Annotated in this window: 2 protein-coding genes; one reads left to right on the plus strand and one right to left on the minus strand. The window is 65.9% G+C overall.

The features are described 5' to 3' along the window. A partial coding sequence (locus tag Q0D45_RS19020; protein WP_293396675.1) for a toprim domain-containing protein occupies positions 1-1,116 on the plus strand: 1,116 nt, incomplete at its 5' end. A gap of 42 nt (positions 1,117-1,158) precedes the next feature. Here Q0D45_RS19020 and Q0D45_RS19025 read toward each other — a convergent pair. Further along, positions 1,159-2,697, minus strand: a complete 1,539-nt coding sequence (locus Q0D45_RS19025) for a ShlB/FhaC/HecB family hemolysin secretion/activation protein (RefSeq protein ID WP_293396678.1) — start codon at positions 2,695-2,697, stop codon at positions 1,159-1,161. Positions 2,698-2,733 lie beyond the last annotated feature (36 nt).

Genomic DNA, 2,733 nt, shown 5'->3' on the forward strand with positions numbered 1-2,733 from the left:
CCGACGGCGCAGGGCGGCACCCACGTCAACGGCCTGCGTACCGGCCTGACCGAAGCGATCCGCGAGTTCTGCGAGTTCCGCAATCTGCTGCCGCGTGGCCTGAAGCTGTCGCCGGACGATGTCTGGCAGGGCTGCAGCTACGTGCTCAGCATCAAGATGCTCGATCCGCAGTTCGCTGGCCAGACCAAGGAAAGACTGTCTTCACGCGAGACCGCCGCCTTCGTTCAGGGCGTGGTCCACGATTCGTTCTCGGTCTGGCTGAACAAGCATCCGGAAGCCGGCGAGCAGGTTGCCCAGCTGGTGATCGCCAACGCCAATGCGCGGATGAAGCTGGCCAAGCAGGTGGTGCGCAAGAAGATCACCAGCGGCCCGGCGCTGCCCGGCAAGCTGGCCGATTGCGTGCTGACCGATCTCAATCAGACCGAGCTGTTCCTGGTCGAAGGCGACTCCGCCGGCGGCTCGGCGAAGCAGGCGCGGGACCGCGACACCCAGGCGATCATGCCGCTGCGCGGCAAGATCCTGAACAGCTGGGAAGTCGATGCCAATGAGGCGCTGGCGTCCAATGAAATCCACGACATCAGCGTCGCGATCGGTGTCGATCCGGGATCGTCAGATATCAGCGGTCTGCGCTACGGCAAGGTCTGTGTGCTGGCCGATGCCGATTCCGATGGCCTGCACATCGCCACGCTGCTGTGCGCACTGTTCCTGAAGCACTACCGGCCGCTGGTGAAGGCTGGGCATATCTACATCGCGATGCCGCCGCTGTTCCGCATCGATGCCGGCAAGCAGGTGTTCTACGCGCTCGACGATGCCGAGCGCGAAGGCATCCTCGATCGCCTGCAGGCCGAAGGCAACAAGGCCAAGATCAACGTCACCCGCTTCAAGGGTCTGGGCGAGATGAATCCGCTGCAGCTCCGCGAAACGACGATGAGCCGCGATACCCGCCGGCTCGTTCAGCTGACCCTGGACGGCGCCATCGACACCGGCATCGCTGACCTTGAAGGGGCCGAAGTACCGGTCACCGTCGACGCGATCATGGACATGATGCTGGCCAAGAAGCGCGCGGGTGATCGCAAGGCCTGGCTCGAAGAGAAGGGCGACAAGGCCGAGGTTTGAAGCTGAACGACGCCGGTCATGACGACCGGCGTCGTTCGCGGATCAGTAAGTGATGCTCAGCCGCGCGCCCAGCCGGCGTTCGTCGTCGGCGAGCAGCGACGGTCCCGAGGCCAGGACCGGCTCGGCGACAAAGCCGGTGAACTCCACCGTGCTGCCCAGTCGCACGGTCGCTTCGAGGCCAACCGCCGCGCGTTGGGCGGTGCCGGCCGCAACCGGTGGTGGATCGCGAAAGCGGGCGGCGCCGTACTCGGCGAACAGCGTCGGTTCGAGCGACAGCCAGCCCAGTGCCCAGGGTCGATGGTTGATCGTGGCGCGCGCGCGCCAGCCCTGATCGCCAGCGGCCGTGCCGGGCTCGAAGGCGCGCTGGGTGTCGCCGCCGAGCACCACCTGTTCGTTCTGCGGCAGCGCCGCCGAGCTGAACTGCGCCGAGGCTTCGATCGCCGGCGAGAACGCGGCGCCCGGCTGGTAGCTCAGGCGGATCGCCGGCCGGGCCATCGAGAACTGGCCGCGTCCGCCGCCATCGGCTGGCACGAACGGCGACGAAGTGAAGCCCTGGCTGAGGTCGACACCACCCTGCAGCTCGAACACGTGGTTGTCGGCGATCGCGAACCGGGTGGCCGCGCTGACCACGATATTGGCCTTGGTGTAGCGCTCGGTCAGCAGGCGCTGATCGTCAAAATCGAAGGTCTGCTGCACGCGAGCCACGCGCATGCTCAGGGTGACACGCTCGGTGTAGGTGGCATGCAGCGGCACCAGCCAGGAAACGCCGGCTTCAGTGATTTCGCCGTCCAGACCGGCCGGGAAAACGGTACCCATGGCATCGATCGCCGGTACCTTGGGCTTGAGTTCGACATAGCGGCCGTCGACGCCGAGCACGCCGGCCGTGGTGACCCGCGACAAGGAGCCCGAGGCTTCGTGATAGGGGCCGCTCTGGTCGTCGCGCAACTGCGGAGGACGCACCGCCGCGCCGATACCGACCAGCGCTTCCGTGCCATCGCCCCATGAGTAACGGGCCTGGCCATCGGCGATGTAGCGGCCGGAATAGCGATTGCCGTTGGTTGCGAAGCCGGCGCGCAGCTGCAGGCGATCACGGCCATCGGTCGGATTGTCGATGACCAGCTTCGAGGAATCCGGGCCATCCGGTACCAACTGCATCTGATAATTGTCGCCGGCGCGTTCGCTGAGCGAATCGGCCAGCACGCGGCGTTTTTCGAGGTTGGCGGCGGTGACGAAGCGCGATTTTTCGATGCCGGCGAAGTACGCCTTGATCCTCGGTGGCGCTTCCACCGAGCTGATTCTTCCACGCTGAACTTCGATGTACAGCGTCGAGCCGTCGACGCCGTAGCGGGTCATCGCGGCTGGATAGCCGAGCAGATAACAACTGGCGCCGAGGCCGCGGACGATCTCGGCCGGAGTCGTGGCAACGGATGCCACACGCACCACCTGCGCCGTACCGAGCTTGCAGAAATCGGCGACGTAGAAGGTCAGCGCGCCGGCCTGGACCTTCAACTTGGCGTAGGGACGAATTTCTGCCGCCGGCACCATCTGCGGTTCAGCCGGCGGGGGCAGGGCGATAGCCAAGGTGCTAATCCTGATTGGGGAGTGGCGGTACGGCGG

This window comes from Nevskia sp., assembly GCF_023266035.1.
In the GTDB taxonomy this organism is placed as follows: Bacteria; Pseudomonadota; Gammaproteobacteria; order Nevskiales; family Nevskiaceae; genus Nevskia.